Origin of the sequence: Syntrophothermus lipocalidus DSM 12680 (genome assembly GCF_000092405.1) — a bacterium.
GTDB classification, from domain to species: Bacteria; Bacillota; Syntrophomonadia; order Syntrophomonadales; family Syntrophothermaceae; genus Syntrophothermus; species Syntrophothermus lipocalidus.
On sequence record NC_014220.1, the window covers coordinates 1830789 to 1847886 of the forward strand.

At 51.0% G+C, this 17098-nt stretch carries 17 protein-coding genes, 1 pseudogene and 1 riboswitch; of the genes and pseudogenes, 5 read left to right on the top strand and 13 right to left on the bottom strand.

Annotated features, from left to right (window positions below; translation table 11 throughout):
* Positions 1-39: 39 nt before the first annotated feature.
* The 3 genes from SLIP_RS08755 to SLIP_RS08770 form a co-directional block, all read right to left on the bottom strand.
* Positions 40-882 (bottom strand): ABC transporter substrate-binding protein, encoded by an 843-nt coding sequence (locus tag SLIP_RS08755; protein WP_013175916.1) that lies wholly within the window; start codon positions 880-882, stop codon positions 40-42.
* Positions 883-1013: 131 nt separating this feature from the next.
* Positions 1014-1132: riboswitch (molybdenum cofactor riboswitch) on the bottom strand.
* 69 nt (positions 1133-1201) lie between these two features.
* Positions 1202-1933 (bottom strand): ABC transporter ATP-binding protein, encoded by a 732-nt coding sequence (locus SLIP_RS08765; RefSeq protein ID WP_013175917.1) that lies wholly within the window; start codon positions 1931-1933, stop codon positions 1202-1204.
* A gap of 82 nt (positions 1934-2015) precedes the next feature.
* On the bottom strand, positions 2016-2693 hold the full coding sequence (locus SLIP_RS08770; RefSeq protein WP_013175918.1) for an ABC transporter permease: 678 nt from the start codon (positions 2691-2693) through the stop codon (positions 2016-2018).
* A 147-nt stretch (positions 2694-2840) separates the two neighbouring features.
* Here SLIP_RS08770 and SLIP_RS08775 point away from each other — a divergent pair, with 147 nt between their 5' ends.
* The 3 genes and pseudogenes from SLIP_RS08775 to SLIP_RS08785 all read left to right on the top strand — a co-directional run bounded on the left by SLIP_RS08775 (position 2841) and on the right by SLIP_RS08785 (position 4485).
* On the top strand, positions 2841-3338 hold the full coding sequence (locus tag SLIP_RS08775) for a hypothetical protein (RefSeq protein WP_049765038.1): 498 nt from the start codon (positions 2841-2843) through the stop codon (positions 3336-3338).
* A pseudogene (locus SLIP_RS08780) lies at positions 3302-3943 on the top strand (thiamine pyrophosphate-dependent enzyme); the annotation flags it as partial. The gene SLIP_RS08775 and the pseudogene SLIP_RS08780, both read left to right, overlap by 37 nt.
* The gene (locus tag SLIP_RS08785) at positions 3940-4485 is read left to right on the top strand and encodes a 2-oxoacid:acceptor oxidoreductase family protein (protein WP_013175920.1); all 546 of its coding nucleotides are present in this window, start codon (positions 3940-3942) and stop codon (positions 4483-4485) included. The pseudogene SLIP_RS08780 and the gene SLIP_RS08785, both read left to right, overlap by 4 nt.
* Before the next feature lie 59 nt (positions 4486-4544).
* On the opposite strand, the gene thrC is transcribed toward SLIP_RS08785, so the two are convergent.
* Positions 4545-6044: a threonine synthase gene (gene thrC / locus SLIP_RS08790; RefSeq protein WP_041432943.1), complete on the bottom strand. Its 1500-nt coding sequence runs from the start codon at positions 6042-6044 to the stop codon at positions 4545-4547.
* 245 nt (positions 6045-6289) lie between these two features.
* Between thrC and SLIP_RS08795 the strand changes: the two genes are divergently transcribed.
* Positions 6290-7123: a carbon-nitrogen hydrolase family protein gene (locus SLIP_RS08795; protein ID WP_013175922.1), complete on the top strand. Its 834-nt coding sequence runs from the start codon at positions 6290-6292 to the stop codon at positions 7121-7123.
* Between the two features lie 288 nt (positions 7124-7411).
* Here the strand turns inward: SLIP_RS08795 and aroH are convergent, their stop codons facing one another.
* The 9 genes from aroH to SLIP_RS08840 all read right to left on the bottom strand — a co-directional run bounded on the left by aroH (position 7412) and on the right by SLIP_RS08840 (position 13227).
* Positions 7412-7777: a chorismate mutase gene (aroH, locus tag SLIP_RS08800; protein ID WP_013175923.1), complete on the bottom strand. Its 366-nt coding sequence runs from the start codon at positions 7775-7777 to the stop codon at positions 7412-7414.
* A gap of 43 nt (positions 7778-7820) precedes the next feature.
* Positions 7821-8240 carry a HutP family protein gene (locus SLIP_RS08805; RefSeq protein ID WP_013175924.1) on the bottom strand — a complete coding sequence of 140 codons (420 nt, stop codon included), beginning with the start codon at positions 8238-8240 and terminating at the stop codon, positions 7821-7823.
* Positions 8241-8361: 121 nt separating this feature from the next.
* Positions 8362-8862 carry a hypothetical protein gene (locus SLIP_RS12145; protein ID WP_013175925.1) on the bottom strand — a complete coding sequence of 167 codons (501 nt, stop codon included), beginning with the start codon at positions 8860-8862 and terminating at the stop codon, positions 8362-8364.
* 65 nt (positions 8863-8927) lie between these two features.
* The gene (gene larB / locus SLIP_RS08815) at positions 8928-9680 is read right to left on the bottom strand and encodes a nickel pincer cofactor biosynthesis protein LarB (RefSeq protein ID WP_013175926.1); all 753 of its coding nucleotides are present in this window, start codon (positions 9678-9680) and stop codon (positions 8928-8930) included.
* 298 nt (positions 9681-9978) lie between these two features.
* Positions 9979-10524 (bottom strand): 2-oxoacid:acceptor oxidoreductase family protein, encoded by a 546-nt coding sequence (locus SLIP_RS08820; RefSeq protein ID WP_013175927.1) that lies wholly within the window; start codon positions 10522-10524, stop codon positions 9979-9981.
* Between the two features lie 2 nt (positions 10525-10526).
* Positions 10527-11267 carry a thiamine pyrophosphate-dependent enzyme gene (locus tag SLIP_RS08825; protein ID WP_013175928.1) on the bottom strand — a complete coding sequence of 247 codons (741 nt, stop codon included), beginning with the start codon at positions 11265-11267 and terminating at the stop codon, positions 10527-10529.
* On the bottom strand, positions 11264-12322 hold the full coding sequence (locus SLIP_RS08830; protein ID WP_013175929.1) for a 3-methyl-2-oxobutanoate dehydrogenase subunit VorB: 1059 nt from the start codon (positions 12320-12322) through the stop codon (positions 11264-11266). Before SLIP_RS08830 ends, SLIP_RS08825 begins: the two co-directional genes overlap by 4 nt.
* Positions 12323-12326: 4 nt before the next feature.
* Positions 12327-12542: a 4Fe-4S binding protein gene (locus tag SLIP_RS08835; protein ID WP_013175930.1), complete on the bottom strand. Its 216-nt coding sequence runs from the start codon at positions 12540-12542 to the stop codon at positions 12327-12329.
* A 19-nt stretch (positions 12543-12561) separates the two neighbouring features.
* A complete protein-coding gene (locus SLIP_RS08840; protein WP_013175931.1) occupies positions 12562-13227 on the bottom strand; it encodes a hypothetical protein in 666 nt (221 codons plus the stop codon).
* A 186-nt stretch (positions 13228-13413) separates the two neighbouring features.
* On the opposite strand from SLIP_RS08840, the gene SLIP_RS08845 reads away from it, so the two are divergent.
* On the top strand, positions 13414-17016 hold the full coding sequence (locus SLIP_RS08845) for a glycoside hydrolase family 130 protein (protein WP_013175932.1): 3603 nt from the start codon (positions 13414-13416) through the stop codon (positions 17014-17016).
* Positions 17017-17098: the final 82 nt, after the last annotated feature.

A 17098-nucleotide genomic window follows, 5' to 3' on the forward strand; every position in this document is an offset into this window, starting at 1 on the left:
CTCAATATTTTAATGCAAATCAAGAACCATCCCCTGTAACTATTTGGCATCGGGGATAAAGAGCGATTTACCGAACTTATCGCGGCCAAAGGAAGCTATCACAGATTGTCCTTTTTCTCCAGTAATAAATTTTATGAATTGCGTGGCAGCTTTGTAGTGAACATTCTTGTGCTTCTCTGGATTCACGGCTATCACGGAATAAGGATTAGACAAGGCCTTATCCCCTTGCACCATTACTTCCAGCTGCAGTTTTGGAGCCATACTGAGGTATGTGGCTTCGTCTGTCAGGGTGTAAGCTCCCAGCTCACTAGCCATCAATAGGGTATCGCCCATACCCTGTCCTGACTCCACGTACCAGTCCCCTTGGGGTTTCACTCCCGCCTTTTCCCACAATCCCAGCTCTTTTTTGTGGGTTCCGGAATCATCACCGCGCGAAATGAACTTGGCCTTCCTCTCTGCTATGGTTCGGAAAGCCTTTGAAGCGTCTTTACTCCCTTTTACCCCAGCCGGGTCGCTCTTCGGCCCCACGATCAAAAATACGTTGTGCATGACCGGCTTCCGGTCCACGCCGTACCCTCCATCAACAAACTCCTGCTCAGCTTGAGGCGAGTGCACCAGTAGCACGTCGGCGTCACCTCGTTTCCCTAACTCCATTGCCTGACCGCTTCCTACTGCTATTACTTTTACCTTTATGCCAGTTTCTTTTTCAAAAGCGGGAACCAACACGTCGAGCAACCCTGAATCTTGAGTACTGGTAGTAGTGGCCAATGTCAGACTCTTTTCTTCGGGCGAACCGCTAACCAGAAACCATATTGTCCCTAATACAATAATAACCAAAGCTATCAAAGTCAAATTTCGGGCTCGTCTTACTTCAACCACCATTTTCTCACTCCTTCTCTTTCTTTCTTAACCCCTGTTTTGCCATTAAAAGGCTTGTCCTGTCGCTGGTCCAATCCCAAATCCAGCGACAAAAAAAGCCAGGCCCAAGGAAAGCCTAGCCTGGTCGCGATCGCACCCGCATAAGCAGCCCTCCTTTCCAAACGGGAGGCATGAGCGTTTCCCCTCATACCCTATCGGCTCAGGGACCATAGCTTCCGCCTTAGGTCGCGAGAGCTCGGAGAACAGTTGTTAATTTATTTTGTTCGTCCCTGTACATATGTTTCTCTATAACTTGACAAAATCCTTCCTCGCTTGATCATCCTTAATAAACCATGGTACCGTTCAAAAATTGAACTGTTTTAATATCTTTGGGACTATTAAAAAATCCTACCGTGTCTTGGTGCTCTATTATCCTGCCTTCGTGCAGAAGCACTACCTCGTGGGCAAGTCTCTTGGCCTGAAACAGGTTGTGCGTAACCATTATCACTGTAGCTCTGTATTCCTCGCGACAGCCCTTTATTATGTTCTCCAAAGCCTGGACACTCGCCGGATCGAGGTTGGCCGTAGGCTCGTCCAAGAGCAGCACGCGGGGGCGTAAGGCCAAGGCTCTGGCCAGGGCAACCCGTTGCGCTTCGCCGCTCGATAGTTTGTGAGCCGGGCGGCGGGCGAAATCGAGCATACCTACAAAGCGTAAAGCTTCGGTGACTTTATCCCTCAATTCCCTGCCCGCGATATTTCTCAACCTTAACCCGTAAGCAACATTCTCAAACACGTTGGTACGGAACATGTAAGGCCTTTGGAAAACCATACACATTTCCCGAGATAACGCCAGTCTGGTCCTCTCCGAGTGGTCGACATCTACTTCCATAAATCTTATCTTACCCGAATCAGGAGGCAACAGGAGGTTGAGAACGCGCAAAAGCGTGGTCTTGCCGGCACCGTTAGGTCCCAAAATCGCGTAAATCCTGTCCGGGTACAGTGTGAGCTCGGAAATGTCGAGAACGGTGCGGCTTCCGAATCGCTTGGTAATCCCCGCCAGCTCGAACAGTTTCATCTTTTCACCCCTGAATTCCGCCTAAAACCGACCATGTCGGTTTAAAACCGCCCATACATCTTCCTACCAGCAACAACCCGATTCAACCGGAGCTGAATTCGTCGGTTTTGAGCAAAGCCACCGAACTTACCAAAAAAGAAACAATCAATAATATCAAGCCCAGGGCCACTGCCAGGTCAAAGTTACCCTGGCGCGTTTCTAACATTATGGCGGTTGTCAATACCCTTGTCTGGTGCCTTATGTTCCCCCCCACCAGCATAACCGCACCCACCTCGGCCAAGGCCCTTCCGAATCCGGTCATCACCGCCGCTATTATGCCGGTTCGGGCCTCCTGCACTACCGCCCAATTACCTTGCCACCGGCTGGCCCCCAAACTGAGTGCAGTTTCAAATATGAGCCGCTCTCGACCAGCTATCGCTGCTGCAGTAAGCCCTGTAACTATAGGAAGTACGAGCACAAACTGGGCGCTGATCATAGCCCAGGGTGTAAAGAGAAGCCCCAAACTCCCCAAAGGACCGCTTCGAGACAGCAAGATATATATCAGCAGCCCTGCCAGCACTGGAGGCAACGCCATCAGGGTATAAATAACACGTAAGAAGACCTGTTTTCCTTTAAAATTTCTCATTCCCAGCCAAGTTCCCAGGGGTATCCCTGCTAATGACCCAAGAATGGTAGCGGAACCTGATACCACGAGGGACAACCGGACTATTTCTAAGATTTCATTCTTTTCTGTAGCCAAAAAAGGGATTACGGTGTCCATCTTGATTCCTCCGCTGAGATTGACCGCTTCCGCGCAAAAAAACCAGGCCAGATAGGATGCTCGCCCCAAGCCTGGTCACGAGCCGCGACTTCAGCCGGCTTTCTTCACTTATTCAACCTCATTTGTTATCTTCCGTCAAGTTTGCATGTGCTTTTAGGAACATTTCTTTTCAAGGCAATTTTTTCAGTCGTTATTGTCAACATCATGCGGGGGGCCCCCGGCCTGGGCGGCATCCATCCCTCGCAAGCCGATTATTTCCAATCGGTTAAAGGCGGAGGCCACGGAGATTACCGGCTGATCGTTCTCGCCCCCTCATCGGTTCAAGAACTCATTGACCATACCATCCTGGCTTTCGAATTGGCCGAAACCTACCGTACTCCAGTGGTCGTTTTCGGCGACGCCATGATGGGCCAGATGATGGAACCCGTGCTCATGCCCGAAGCCGAACTCCCGCCTCCTAACCGGCCCTGGGCCACCACTGGTATGGAAGGACGTGAACCCAACATAGTCCACACCCTGTATCTTCCGGCAGATAAACTGGAAGCTCACTGCAACCGGTTGTTTGCCAAATACAGGGAAATCGAGCAAAAAGAAAAACGCAGCATTAAGAAGAAATGGGACTGCAGAATAAAACGGTCGGCGTAGGGTCAGTTGGTTGCGGCGTCTTTTCCTATGAATACTTCAACTTCGACGGCGTAGGTCCTTCCCACGGGCGGGCCCCGGCGGTAGCTACCGGGGTCAAGCGAGTTCTGCCTGACCGCCTGGTGTTCACTTACCAAGGCGACGGCGACCTAGCAGCTATTGGGACCACAGAAATGGTGCATTCTGCGGTACGCGGTGAGAACATAACCATTATCTTCATCAACAACACCCTCTATGGTATGACTGGCGGACAAATGGCCCCCACCACGTTGATGGGGCAGGTAACCACGACCACACCCACAGGGCGAGGCAGACAGCAAGGCTTTCCTTTCCGGGTTTGTGAGATGCTAGCAACAGCCGAAGGAGCAGCATATATTGCAAGGGTGGCCTTATATAATCCTGTCCAGGTTAACCGGGCTAAAAAGGCTATTCGCCGAGCCTTCGAAACTCAGATGGCAGGACTCGGCTTCAGCCTAGTTGAAGTTCTTTCAGCCTGTCCCACCAACTGGGGCTTAACTCCATTGGAGGCCCTAAAGTTCGTTGAGGAAAAAATGGTTCCCGTATACCCCTTGGGAGAGTTCAAAGTGCCTGAAGAGGTGAAATCATGATGAAAAAAGAATTCTTGATTGCCGGCTTCGGTGGCCAGGGCGTTTTGTCGATGGGCCTTTTTCTCGCATACGGAGGGATCGCGGAAGGGAAGAAAGTCACCTATGTCCCGTCTTACGGAGCTGAAATGAGGGGAGGCACCGCCAACTGCCTGGTCATCCTCTCGGATAGGGACATCAGTTCCCCCCTGATCTCCGATCCTGGTATCGTAGTCGCCATGAATCAGCCTTCTCTCGCCAAGTTTGAGCCGGTTGTACGGCCCGGGGGAGTCCTACTCATCAACTCCTCCCTAGCCCACCGCCCGGCCGAGCGGCAGGACATAACCTCTTATTCGATTCCGGCCCAGGAAATCGCCAACCAGGTTGGACTGCCGCGAGGAGCCAACATGGTCATGCTGGGAGCCTTGCTAGAAATCAGTAAAGTGCTCGATTTTGCCGCCAGCGAAGACTACCTGGTTAAAACCTTTCGTGGTAAGTATCTTAACATGATGCCCCTCAACCTCGCAGCAATGGAAGCCGGAGCCCAATTCATTCGTAACTTTTAGTAACAAACCAAAAACGCAAAGAGGAGACGGTCTTTGATTAATCGTCCCCTGTTAGCACGCTAACCACTAAGTATATCTAGCACTACGTTCGCCATCTCTTCGGGCAATACCTTACGGTAGTGTCTGATAGGTCTGGTTTCAAGCCCCTGCAAGCCCTTCGGGATGGACAGGTTACATTTTTCTGACAGCAGTCGTGATAGACCAAATTCGTCATGCTCTGCGGCTATCTCCATGCCGAAGACAGCTTCAGCTACGCTTCCGGCAAACTTGAATGGACTGGCCGTAGAAGCTATAACGGTGGGAGTAGTGTCCCCAGTAACCCTTACATACCGGTCGTAGACCTTCTTGCCTACCGCCGTATGGGTGTCTAAGAGATAACCATATGTGTTGTAAGTATCGCGGATAGTTGCCTTCGTTTCTTCATCGGTTGCAAAATCGCTCCAGAAAGAATTCTGAATCCTCTCCAGAACCCAGGAGTCCACTTCATATCTCCCCCGCTCCCGCAGGCTGTCCATCCAGTCCCGCACCTTTTGATCATTGTGTTCTGTAATCTCGTATAGGAGCCTTTCCAGGTTGCTCGATATCAGAATATCCATTGAAGGCGAGATGGTCTTTTTGAAAGACCGGTTACGGTCATAAACTCCGCTATTTATGAAATCGGTCAAAACATTGTTGGCATTAGCCGCGCATATCAGCTTGTTTATGGGCAAACCCATCTGTTTCGAATAGAACGCTGCCAAAATGTTGCCGAAGTTGCCGGTGGGAACCACGAAGTTGACTGGCATTCCTTCTTCTATGACGTCCGCGCTTACGAGATCAAGGTAAGCAGAAATATAATATACTACCTGTGGAACCAGGCGCCCCCAGTTAATAGAGTTGGCCGAAGAAAATTTTATCCCTCGCACCGCCATTGCCGTCTCCAGACCCTGGTTCTGGAACATGGCTTTGACCCCGTTCTGGGCGTCATCGAAGTTGCCCTCCACAGCAACCACATGCACGTTGGACCCTTCCTGGGTTACCATCTGCCGCTCCTGGACCTGGCTCACCCCTTGAGCCGGATAAAAAACGATGATACTGGTCCCTGGCACGTCTTTGAATCCTTCCAAGGCCGCTTTGCCTGTATCGCCAGAAGTTGCTACCAACACAGCGATGTGGGCCTTTTCTCCCGTTTTACGGGTACTGGCAGTGAGCAGGTGCGGCAAAAGCTGCAAGGCCATGTCTTTAAAAGCGCAGGTCGGGCCATGCCAGAGCTCTAAGATGTAGGTACTGTTGTCGAGCCTGGCCACTGGAGCGACATGAGGATGGTCGAATCTTTCGGGGCTGTAAGCAGCGTCGACGTATTCCTTGATCTCTTTCTCCAAGAAATCGGTCAAAAACTTGGTTAAAACCATTACAGCCCTTTCCTGGTAATTCATTCCACGCATCGCTGCTAGTTCGTCGCATTTCAGGCGAACTTCTTCTTCGGGAACGAACAATCCGCCGTCAGGAGCTATACCCAACTTTATAGCCTCAGCTGAACTTACGGGTTGCGCTTGGCCTCTTGTGCTCACATACTTCATCATTTAAAACCTCCCTGCCATACTTATAGCCGAAAGCGGTTCAATTTACAACCAGTGATCTCGGCCAACCACCTGATTCTTTGGGCCCGAGGGCCGGCAACTATTCCGAACACAGCCTGGAGTTGACCACCACCGTCACAAATTGCCATACTTGTGGTATGGGACGGCAACATGATGGGCAATGATTTGGAACCGATAGCAAGGAGACAAAACGGGTAAACAGTTGAAAATGCGGGGGTATGCAAGTGAAGGCTAACTTAAGAATCGGGATCTGCCAGATGATGGTCGTTGACGACAAGGAGAGCAATCTGAGAAAGGCGCGGGAAATGATCCGCAAAGCATCACGTCAAGGATGTAACCTGGTTGTACTACCGGAGATGTTTAACTGCCCTTACGAAAGCATGGCTTTCCCATCTTATGCCGAGCCAATCCCTAACGGTGAGACCTCGTTACTGCTGTCTAGAACTGCACGTGATGAACACATCTATCTGGTGGGAGGATCTATACCAGAAATCGACTCCGGCGGTCGCATCTTCAACTCGTGTCCGGTCTTTGGTCCCGATGGGCAGTTTCTCGGCTGTCACCGCAAAGTCCATTTGTTCGATGTAGACCTGGAGAGCGGGCTTTCCTTTCGAGAATCCGACACTCTGAAAGCGGGGAACAATCTGACCATTATACCCACACCAGCGGCTACCCTGGGGATACTCATCTGCTATGATATCCGTTTCCCCGAACTGAGCCGCCTGCTATCGCTGTCCGGTGTTCAGGTGCTCGTGGTACCTGCCGCCTTCAACACGACTACCGGGCCTGCTCACTGGGAGATCCTGCTCCGAACCCGAGCCATCGACAACCAGGTATTCGTGGTAGGAGCCGCCCCAGCCACTAATCCCGTCGCTAGCTACCATGCCTGGGGCCATTCCATGGTAGTAGACCCGTGGGGATCCGTGCTCGCCTCGACTGGTAGCACAGAAACCGTCCTGTGGGCAGACCTAGATCTCAGCCGCATCGAACAGGTGCGCAAAGCCCTTCCCCTGCTTCGTCATCGCCGCACCGATTTGTACACATTGAAAAGACGCTGACTTACGCAGACGTATATAAAAAACAAATATATTTATGACTTTTTAGGGCTTTGCCCTGACCCTAATGGCCCTAAAAAATAGTGCAGTACCCCTTTTTCACATGCAGTGCATGGGCCAAGTACTCATTACAAAAAACCACACGCAGGACATGGATTCTGTTATTGACTGTTTCAATAAAGAAATTCAGAGTTATATTCTTCTGCGATTAAAAATCTGCGTCAATCTGCGTTCAGCAAACAAAAATCTGTGCTAATCTGCGCCCATCAGTGTTCATCTGTGGCTGAGGCTTTACCCGCTGATGTCTGTGCGCAGGCACTTGGCCCCGCGCAGATACACGTGTCTCACATCCTGTATCGCAAGTCTCGTATTCGCCAGCATCAGCACCCGGATGCACCGAGGCAAAGCCTCCGCAACTGCCATTTCCTGACAACACAGCAAAGGGATGTGGTTCCAACCCATCTTGCGTGCGGCTACCGCTGGGTAAGCTGAGGACAAATCCTTCGTGGCAGTAAAAATCACGGCAACCACATCGTCTAACTCAATCTCATTCCGTTTGACAATTTCATGCAAGAGCTCTGTAGCGGCTTCCGTGATGTCCTCGGGACAGTCACGCTCGACCGTAGTAGCTCCTCTTATACCCCTCACCACCAACATTCCACCATCCTACCCTTCCCACCTGGTTTGCTTTGCAAAGCCATCACGGTACAGCCCGGTGGCCCAGTCCGATCGCCACCTCATCCAGATGCAACAATCCAATACCCAAGAATATGGCCACGCTGATATGGTCTTGGTACCTGGCAATACCTATCTTCCCTCCTACGTTCAGGCCCAAGGCCTTGGGAATTATCTGGCTTATAGCTTCTCTCGTAGCCCCTGCTACCGCGCCTTCGTCAGGATGAGTGTCTTTGATTACTCCTTCTCTTTTAGCCGCTACCACTGCCCTTTCTACTATCTTGCTCACCGAGTATATGAATTCTCCTCCATAGTCCACCGCCACAGCCCTGATGCTTTTCTCCTCCCACAGTCGCTTTTTGAGTTCCATCTCTTCACTCCGGGTCGCAGTCAGAGCCATCTTTATCGCTGCGGCTGCCACTGCCTTACTACCAGTCTCGACCATCCTCTTCCCCCTTTGCAACAAATTCCTCGAGTTGCAGGGCCCCCTTTCGGTTTAAATCAACATATTCTTGCTGTGATGGTTGTTATCCTGCTTCACGCGTAGGGAAGATATTCACATGACCTTATTTTACTATCACTTTGCCGACCATAACCATCCCTTGGTTAGAAGTAAAAACCTGATGCAGCGAAGGAGTAGCCAAATTCCTAGATACCCCGGTGATTTCAAACGTGACCGGGAAGTTATAGTAGGTCGAATCTATCTCCACCACATCCCCGCCCATCACCCTCACTTCTACGGTTTTTGAAGAAAAACTGGCCACCTCTTCGTTATTCACCAACACCTTGGCCTTCGCTAGAGCAGAATAGTCTTTTAACGAAATGGTCAGTTTACCCCATGGGGAGTAACCCTCTGCTCCCTCCCTTTTCTTATTCACTGCGGTCTTCTCCGAATTCACATTACCCGCAGGGTATTCGATGCTTTGTCCTTCCAAGCGTTCACCCAGACTCAGGTAAAAACGCAAGGGCTCCTTGGTCATCATGGCCTGGACCACCACCAAGGCTACTACCCCTAAGACAACCCCCCGGATCAGGTACTTCTCCACTTTGTCCAGGAGTTGCTTCAAGCTATCATCTCCCGCTTGCAGCTTTTTGCTTTATGTTATGCCTGCAAGCAAAAGATTATCCCTGGCTAGTCCTCGGCTGACTTCAATATGGAGAAAGCTAAAGCTGCAGCTCCGAAGCCGTTATCAATATTGACCACGCCCACACCCGTAGCACAAGTGTTCAGCATGGATAAAAGTGCAGACAGTCCACCAAAATTGGCACCGTATCCGACGCTGGTAGGAACTGCCACCACCGGCCGCCGGGTCAAACCCCCGACCACACTGGCCAAAGCTCCTTCCATCCCAGCCACGACGATAAGAACCCGGGCTTCGTTGATGTCCTCCAAGCGGTCAAACAGCCGGTGAATCCCGGCCACTCCCACATCGTAGATGCGAACTACCTCCGCTCCCATCAACTCGAGACTAATAGCCGCTTCCTCCGCCACCGGCAGGTCAGAAGTTCCCGCAGTTACCACCGCCACTTTTCCTGCCCTAGGAAAGTCCTTTTTTTTGACTGTTATCAGGCGGGCTACAGGGTGGAAGACCGCATCTCTTACCTCATTCTTCACCACGTCAAAAACCTCTTCCGTGGCGCGAGTTGCCAGTACGTTGGTACCTTGCGCTGCCAGTTTGTTAAAGATTACCGCTATCTGTTCCGGAGTCTTGCCCGGGCAAAATATAACCTCGGGGAAAACATCTCTTACTCCCCGGTGATAATCGATCTTGGCAAACCCTAGGTCTTCATAAGGAAGCAGCTTCAACTGCGACAACGCCTCTTCCACTGTGACCCGACCCGTGGCTACCTCCTCCAACAATACCCTCAAGCGCTCTTTGTCCACCCGCCGTACCCCCTCCCCAAAATAATACCGTCCCACTCACCTTCCAGTCACATAATTAAATCAATCACATAAACAATCAACCTTTTGCGCCTACGCTACGATTCAGCACAAAAGGTTGACCGGCCTAACCCCACCAATTTCTTGACTTGTATTCTTCACAAGCAGTTCCGATGATAATTGTGAAGCCATTTTCGAAAAAGCTTTGGTAAAGAAGAAATTGCCGAAGCAAGCCGGTTATCGATCCCCGATGAGGCTAAGCCTAAACACACAATTTTCAGTTACCTGCCGGCGCCGGTTGTTACCAGTTATTACGAGCATACTCTACTCCTACCAAAAAGGCCTGCCTGTTTTCCTCAATCATCTGCTTGCGTTTGCCCTTGAAAATAGCGTCAAAACTATTGGCGACTGAATCCAGGTTAACGATTCCGGTTCTGGCAATGTAAGCCCCCAGGATTATCATGTTAGCCCCCCGAGCAAAACCGTGTTCCTCTGCCAATTGGTTGAGCGGCAGCGAATACACTTCAATATCCTGCCTTACCGGCATTCGGTCCACCAGCGAAGTGTTAACCACTAAAACCCCACCTGGTTGCACACTGTTCTCAAACCGGTCTAGCGAAGGACGATTCAGTATGATCGAATGCAAAGGGCTGTCGGTTAACGGTGAGCTTATATAGCTGTCGGAAATGGTCACTATGCAGTTGGCAGTACCACCCCTCATTTCTGCGCCGTAGGAGGGAACGTAGGACACGTTCATCCCTTCTAGCATCGCCGCGTGAGTAAGAAATAGGCCTATGAATAGAACCCCCTGCCCGCCAAAACCTGCTACTAAGACCTGCTTCTCCACGTCTAACCCTCCTTAACTTTAAGGTCGCCCAAAGGGTAGTACGGAATCATGTTATCCTCCAGCCACTTCATAGCCTCAACCGCTCCCAATCCCCAGTTGGTGGGACAGGTTGAAAGAATTTCGACCAGAGAAAACCCTGTTCCTTGCAATTGGACCTCAAAAGCCTTCTTGATGGCCCGCTTGGCCCGAACTACGTTGGCGGGATTGTTGATGGCCACACGGCTGACGTAGGCCGCTCCCTCAAATGGAGCCAGTATTTCTGCTATTCTAATCGGATACCCTTCCCGATCCTTGTCACGCCCGTAAGGCGAAGTGGTGGTGACCTGTCCTAACAGAGTAGTCGGTGCCATCTGCCCCCCGGTCATCCCGTATACAGTGTTGTTTACGAAAAAGACGCTGATCCGCTCCCCTCTTGACGCGGCGTGCACTATCTCTGCCATACCAATAGAAGCCAGATCCCCGTCTCCTTGATACGTAAAAACCACCCTATCTTTCAGCACCCTTTTCAGACCTGTGGCTACCGCCGGGGCTCGTCCATGAGCAGCTTCTAACATGTCGCAGTTGAAATAATCGTAAGCCAAAACCGCGCAGCCTACCGGACACACCCCCACTGTCTTTTCTCGAATGCCTAGTTCGTCCATCGACTCGGCTATAAGCCTGTGGATAATGCCGTGACCACATCCCGGACAATAATGCCAGAGCTTGCCGGTCAAACTCTCCGGCTTCTGGAACACCTTTTTCATACAAGCCCCCCCTTTGCTGCCACGTTCATAATCGCTGCCTCTACTTCCCGAGGACTAGGAATAACCCCTACTCGCCCGTAGAAGTCCACGGGGGCTCGACCGTTTACCGCCAGTCGCACGTCTTCGATCATCTGCCCCATGTTGATTTCCACCGTCATAAACATCTTAGCCGTATCCAAGCACTGCTTTATCGTATCGTCGGGGAAAGGCCACAGGGTAATAGGACGAACCAACCCCACCTTTAACCCTTTACTTCTCAGTTCGGTGACCGCCTTCTTGACCACCCGCGATAACAACCCGAAGGCAACCACCACCAGCTCCGCGTCTTCGGTCATAAAGGATTCGGCTCTCTTTTCTTCAGCGCGTATTCGCGCGTATTTTTGCTGCAGGTGAAGATTCCGCATTTCCAGCTCATCGGGTGGCAGGTGCAGGGTGTTCACTATGTTGGGACTCCGGCCGGCGCAACCGGTAGTAGCCCAGGGCTTCGCGTACTGCTCGACTATCGGTTCACGTACCTCAACTGGTTCCATCATCTGCCCCAACATGCCTTCGCTCATGATCATGACCGGTGACCGGTGCCGGTCTGCCAAGTCAAAAGCCAAAAGAGCGAAATCCATCATGTCCTGCACGCTGGAAGGGGCCAATACTATTAAATGGTAATCCCCGTGCCCTCCTCCTTTGCAGGCTTGGAAATAGTCGGATTGAGCAGGTTGGATTCCCCCGAGTCCCGGCCCGCCTCGGGATATGTTAGCAATCACGCAAGGCAGTTCCGCCTCCGCGATAAAAGAGATGCCCTCTTGTTTTAGACTGATACCGGGGCCTGACGATCCTGTCATCACCCGGGCTCCCGCAGCCGCTCCCCCGTAGACCATGTTTATAGCTGCCAGCTCGCTTTCAGCCTGCAGGAAAACCCCGCCCACTTGGGGCAACCGACGAGCCAGGTATTCCGCTACCTCACTCTGGGGAGTGATGGGATAGCCAAAAAAATACCTGCATCCGGCTATGACTGCTCCTTCTCCCAAAGCCTCGTTGCCTTTCATCAAAACCTTGGCCATGTCATCACTCCCTTTCCACTTCGATAACCAGATCTGGGCACATGCGGGCGCAGATCGCACAGCCGTTGCAGTTTTCCGGGTTAACCGCGCTGGCCGGGTGATACCCCAGACTGTTTATCCTGATCTTGTCGATGCCTATGACACCTTTAGGACAAAAGTGCACGCAAAGCTCGCACGCTTTGCACCGTCCTTCATCAAACAAAACTCTCCCCTGGGCCATAACTTGTCTCCTCCTCATGCTATAACCATTCCGGCCGCAAATAAAGCGTTAAGGGTTTGACCTCCGTGTCCGGTAACCGAACTCGAACCGCTTCGTAAAAGCAGTTCTCTACTACCAAGAAAACTACTGGTAAATTCATCCCCTGGGCATATTCCCGTACCCGTTCATGCCCGGAAATAATAATCTCCACGTCGGTATCGCCAGCCAGGTTAGGGTTGCTCACTATTCCGGTAAACCGCAGCCGCGAAGCCCTCTCCAAAGCATCTTTCAGCTCCGCAACCGCACCCAGTTCCCTCGCAAAAGAACGGTATGGATTAACAACCAAAAACATCTTGTAAGGACGGTCACGCATATAGGGACGAAGATATCCCAAGACCTGTGCTCCTACCTCATCGCCTCCCACATCCAGCACCATCTCGTTTTCCATTCCGAGGTAACCCACTATTTCGGGCGGCACCTGAGGCACGTCCCCGAAACGAAGCCGCTCCACAGGAGCCAGCAGTTTCACCCGGTTTACGCTTAATACCTTTTCCAATTCCCGCGAGCAGAAGTAGGGGTTTACCATGTCCAGGTCAGCCAAAACCACCTGCTCGCAGCTACGAACCAACTTCAGAGCATAATTCAGAGCGGTCTCGCTCTTACCGCTCCCAAACCCGCCGGCAAATATAGTGATATTGCCCAACACCTCTACCTTCCCGAATCCCTAATACTAATCGATAATATAGAATACATTACCCGCAAAAGCAACATGAAATTGCCGGGTTCGACTTTACCCGTCGAGCCAAAAAAATCGGCGCCAAGACTGGTGACCCGGCAGGACAAGTGCATTACAATGAAGTATAAGTAGATAAACGTCTTGGGGAGGATCGTAATGTCTTCAGAACAAAGCGCAATTCTGGAAGCCTTATTTGATCAAAGCATAGAAGAAGCAGCAAAACAAGTGCAGACGATGCAGGACGTCGACCTCATCATCGGTATACCCTTTTACAACGAAAAAGAAGTCCTGCCTGAGGTCTTGGCCCTGGTACAAAAAGGCCTTCAAGATATCGAGCCTCTTAGGGCTGCCCTTCTCCTCTGTGTAGGGGATCCGGCTGGAGCTGAAGTGCTGGAAGTAATCAACCAGGCAGGCTTGAACGTTCCTTTTTGCGGGTTCCTGATGAAACCCGGTATCAACGGACGGGGATCAAGTATCAGGGCCATAATTGAGATAGCGAACCTGCTTACAGCCGACTTGGTCATACTAGCTGCCGACCTTAAGCAAGAAGGATTGCGGGGTTTTCAACCCGACTGGATTCGCCGTTTGCTGACACCTATAAGAGAAGAACACGATCTGGCCGTAGGTAATTTCGAACGGCATCACTTCGAAGATGTCATCGGAGGGCTCTTCGCGGCTCCTTTGCTTGAAACCTATTACGGCTACCGGTTTCAAGATCCCTTGAGCGGTGTCTACGCCATGTCCCACGATCTAGTAGAAAACTATGCTATAGAAATCAAGTTTTGGACTGACATCACCCAGGGTTACGGCATCGACCCCTGGCTAGTCACCCGAGCTATTATTTGGAATAAGAAAATTTGCGAAGTCAAGCTCGGAGCCAAACTGGCCGCTGCTTCCCTGGAAAAAGTTAACTACGTCTTCAAAGAAACCGCGGCTTCGCTCTTTACTTGCTTAAAGAAAGATGAAGACTACTGGACCGCTCGCCCGAGTTCCATAGCTCGAACTCCCGACATATCCGGGTGCGAATATCGCGACACTCCTTATGCAGCGTCTTTTTCTCTGCGAGACCTCGTTTTGACTTTCAAGCGCAGTTTCAATCACTACAATGTTCTTTACCGAAAAACTCTGCCTCAAGAAGTGTACAACGTTTTAGAAAAAATAGTTTATACGCCTACCAGAGACTTTAACCACACTGACCCGGTGTGCAGTTTCAACGCCAACATCTGGGCTCAGCTGGTCAACCGTTTCCTTATCCATTACTGGTTTGACAACGGCATACAGCGGGATGACATTTTGAACGCCCTCACCTTCGCCTTTGACGGCAGGCTGGCCTGCTTTGTCTCAGAGTTAACAGAAATAGAAGAATCCTTTGGTAAGACCGCGGTCCCGGTTAGCTTACCGACCTTCATGAAAGCGGCAGCTAACGCCTTGAAAACCCAGCAAAGCGATGAATTTCGCGAACTGAAAGAAGACTTTACGAAAACTTGGTTGGAAAAAGCCCAAGAGATAAAACCTCCACTGACCCCAACTTATTACTTAGAGTTTATCCCCGGCATGCCGGTCATCTTGCCTAAACGAATCGAAGGCAGGGGCGGCCGGGTCGTCTGGACGGAAGGTGTGTTCAATAGACTGCAAAACAAGTACCAGGATGCTTTTAACCGGTTTATCACTTCCGGCCTAGGGCTAGCACAAGATGCGGATCCCGGTACCATCGTCCGGGCTCTACGGGATTTTATGTACGAATTAGAAATAGTCTTAGAGCGCATGATTCCGGGAGATCTCTACGCCGAGGAAGGAGCAGAAGCAGTGGTACAAGGCATCTTCGGGTTGATGCCCATACCTAAGATGTTCAGCATCAAGACCGATGTCTTCAAAGAAATGCTGCTCCGTTTTCCGCCGCTCAACGTCATCATTCCTGCCGGCTTCAAGACAGCCCGCGAGCTCATAGATAACATGGATGCCCGTGATGCTACCAGCCTGGCCAATCTTATGGAAAACAGGAAATACGTGGACCGGGCCTTGTTGTGGATTCTGGACAACATTACGCCTGAGGACATGGCTGAGGTTGACATCAAGCCGATTGTCCTGGGGAGCAAGGTTCTGGGAGGAACAGTTCGTCAGGGCAGCATTTCTGATATCAACAAGATTACAACCCGCATAACTGTTAACCCCTTGAGCAAAGGACTAGGTGGCGAATTTCCGCGGCTGCGATACTGCCTGCATATATTGCGACACATAATGATAGCCCAAAACTATTCTCTGCTCTGGAAAACGTATGCACGTGAAAAGAAAAACCTCGGTGAGAAAATCCGGAACTCCTTGATCGGTCGCTATCAGACCGACGCCTTTTCTGCTCACAATATTTTCGAGAATTCCCATCACCGGGCTTTGGTGAACATGCTAAGAGAACTGGCGCAAAAGCTGTGTACCCAAGATCAACTCGACAACGCGCGTGCCCTCGAGTTGATGGCTGAAAGCTATGGACTCAGCCAGATTCTTGATGATGGTACTTTCCTTCCCTGTTCTGCCTGGACCTGGGCCAGTTACAGTTATAAAGGAGGCAAAGGGATACCAACTCCTCTTTCCAGCCACGTAGAGGAAAAATGGTTCAACCATGACCTGCTCGAAGATATTTATAGTGAACTCGGCTATGACGTGCAGGACATCATGCAACTGACGGTCCAACTCATCGGTGAAGGTAAAGCCAGCGAAAACTTGTTACAAGCACTGGTTGGCGGCATACCCAAAGACGTAATAGTGGTACCACAGGAAATGGCAGATTATCCTCCAGCCAAGCCCCTGGTGAGATACGAAGGCAACCCCATCCTTTCTCCCATAAAAGACCATCCTTGGGAAAGCAAATACGTCCTCAATGCCGGTACCTTCCGTCTCAAAGATAAAGTCTATATCCTCTACCGGGCTTACGGAGATGATGAGGTATCGCGTATCGGGCTGGCAATATCTGAAGGTTATAACATCCTGGAAAGGCTGCCCGAACCGGTATACTTCCCGGCTGATGCCAAAGAGAAAAAGGGATGTGAAGACCCGAGGGTAGTAGTCATCGATAACGAGCTGTACATGGTATACACCGCTTATGACGGCCAGATTGCCCAGATCGCCGCGGCCTCCATCAGCCTGGACGACTTTCTGAACCGCCGTTTTGACCGTTGGAAACGAATTGGCCTGGCTTTCGAAGATATATGGAATAAAGACGCCATTATATTCCCGGAAAAGATAAATAACAAGTACGTTATTTATCACCGAATCGAGCCCAGCGTATGGGTCTCTTACATGGATGAACTGGCCTTCCCAGTTCCGAAAGAGAAACATGCCATCATATTCGGTCCGCGCTCCGGGCGGATGTGGGACTCTCTGAAGATCGGAGCGGGGACTCAGCCCATTAAGACCAGATACGGATGGTTGATGATCTACCACGGGGTAGATCGTAATCGGGTTTATCGTCTGGGAGTAATACTGGTGGATCACAACAACCCCGCGCGGGTTCTGTACCGTTCACCCAACCCCATACTTTCCCCCGAAACCGAATATGAAATAGGCAAACCGGGAGAATCGTGGGTCCCGAATGTCGTTTTCACCTGCGGAGCTGTTCCGGTAGAGGATAAACCTGTTCTCGGTGCCGAAGACGAAATCCTCGTATACTACGGCGCTGCCGATACGCACGTCTGTGTAGCTTCCGGTAAGGTCGGAGATCTTATTCCGGAGCCGGTGAGAAAATCCATTACCTGTTCGGTAGTCTAACTAATAAATAAAAATGACATACCAGGAGATACTCGATCCGAGTATCTCCTGGCTGTGTCTTCCCGTTTTGCATTCGGATTCG

What these genes read in the sequence shown, in the direction of transcription:
- SLIP_RS08830 (WP_013175929.1), bottom strand. Translation starts at nt 12,322, where the DNA reads ATGGCCAAGGTTTTGATGAAAGGCAACGAGGCTTTGGGAGAAGGAGCA.
- SLIP_RS08770 (WP_013175918.1), bottom strand. Translation starts at nt 2,693, where the DNA reads ATGGACACCGTAATCCCTTTTTTGGCTACAGAAAAGAATGAAATCTTA.
- SLIP_RS08765 (WP_013175917.1), bottom strand. Translation starts at nt 1,933, where the DNA reads ATGAAACTGTTCGAGCTGGCGGGGATTACCAAGCGATTCGGAAGCCGC.
- SLIP_RS08825 (WP_013175928.1), bottom strand. Translation starts at nt 11,267, where the DNA reads ATGAAAAAGGTGTTCCAGAAGCCGGAGAGTTTGACCGGCAAGCTCTGG.
- thrC (WP_041432943.1), bottom strand. Translation starts at nt 6,044, where the DNA reads ATGAAGTATGTGAGCACAAGAGGCCAAGCGCAACCCGTAAGTTCAGCT.
- aroH (WP_013175923.1), bottom strand. Translation starts at nt 7,777, where the DNA reads ATGTTGGTGGTGAGGGGTATAAGAGGAGCTACTACGGTCGAGCGTGAC.
- SLIP_RS08755 (WP_013175916.1), bottom strand. Translation starts at nt 882, where the DNA reads ATGGTGGTTGAAGTAAGACGAGCCCGAAATTTGACTTTGATAGCTTTG.
- SLIP_RS08845 (WP_013175932.1), top strand. Translation starts at nt 13,414, where the DNA reads ATGTCTTCAGAACAAAGCGCAATTCTGGAAGCCTTATTTGATCAAAGC.
- SLIP_RS08835 (WP_013175930.1), bottom strand. Translation starts at nt 12,542, where the DNA reads ATGGCCCAGGGGAGAGTTTTGTTTGATGAAGGACGGTGCAAAGCGTGC.
- SLIP_RS08785 (WP_013175920.1), top strand. Translation starts at nt 3,940, where the DNA reads ATGATGAAAAAAGAATTCTTGATTGCCGGCTTCGGTGGCCAGGGCGTT.
- SLIP_RS08805 (WP_013175924.1), bottom strand. Translation starts at nt 8,240, where the DNA reads ATGGTCGAGACTGGTAGTAAGGCAGTGGCAGCCGCAGCGATAAAGATG.